This window comes from Janthinobacterium sp. GW460-12-1-14-LB5, assembly GCF_059423585.1.
Map to the genome: position 1 here is coordinate 1 of NZ_JBWKYD010000071.1, position 862 is coordinate 862.

Annotated in this window: 2 protein-coding genes; both read right to left on the reverse strand. The window is 62.3% G+C overall.

All coding sequences use genetic code 11. The annotated features are described in order from the left end of the window. Positions 1 to 608, reverse strand: a 608-nt coding sequence (locus tag AC07X6_RS28560; RefSeq protein ID WP_494793224.1) for an aldehyde dehydrogenase family protein, incomplete at its 3' end; no start/stop codon positions are given. Positions 609 to 622: 14 nt separating this feature from the next. Then, the coding region (locus AC07X6_RS28565) for a 5-deoxy-glucuronate isomerase (protein WP_494793225.1) at positions 623 to 862 on the reverse strand (240 nt) is incomplete at its 5' end.

Below are 862 nucleotides of genomic sequence, written 5' to 3' on the forward strand. Positions count from 1 at the left end.
ACGTTGAAGACGCCGTCCGGCAAGCCCGCGTCCGTCAGCAACTGCGCCAGCAGCAGGCTGGCCGACGGGTCGCGCTCCGACGGTTTGAGTACGAAGGTATTGCCGCAGGCAATCGCCATCGGGAACATCCACATCGGCACCATCACGGGAAAGTTGAACGGCGTAATGCCGACACAGACACCGAGCGCCTGGCGGATCGACCAGGCGTCGATGCCGCCGGCCACCTGCTCCGAATACTCTCCCTTCATCATCTGCGGGATGCCGCAGGCAAACTCCACCACTTCGATGCCGCGCGTCACTTCCCCTTTCGCATCCGTGAACACCTTGCCGTGCTCGGCCGTGATCAGGGCGGCCAGCTGGTCGGAATGTTCTTCCAGCAATTCCTTGAACTTGAACATGACTCTAGCGCGGCGCAGCGGCGAGGTCTGCGACCAGGCGGGAAACGCCGCATGGGCGGCGGCCACGGCCGCGTTCAGCTCGGCGGCAGTGGCCAGGGAAACCTTCGCCGTCACGGCGCCCGTGGCGGGATTGAAGACGTCGCTCGTGCGCTCGGAGCGCGAAGCCATGGGGTTGCCACCAATAAAGTGGCCGATCATCGGGGTCGTCATTGTCTTGTCCTTGGTTATTTCGTCATCAGCCAGTCATGGGCCGGATCGTTTTTAAAGTGCCACACGCGTTTCGGGCCGGCCATCACGTTCAGGTAATAGCCGTCGTAGCCATACGGCACGGTGACGGGGTGGTAGCCCCTGGGCACCATCACCACGTCGTGGTTTTCCACGGCCATGGCTTCGTCGATGGAGCGGTTATCCGTATAGACGCGCTGGTAGGCAAAACCCTGCTCGGGATTGAGGCGGTGGTAATA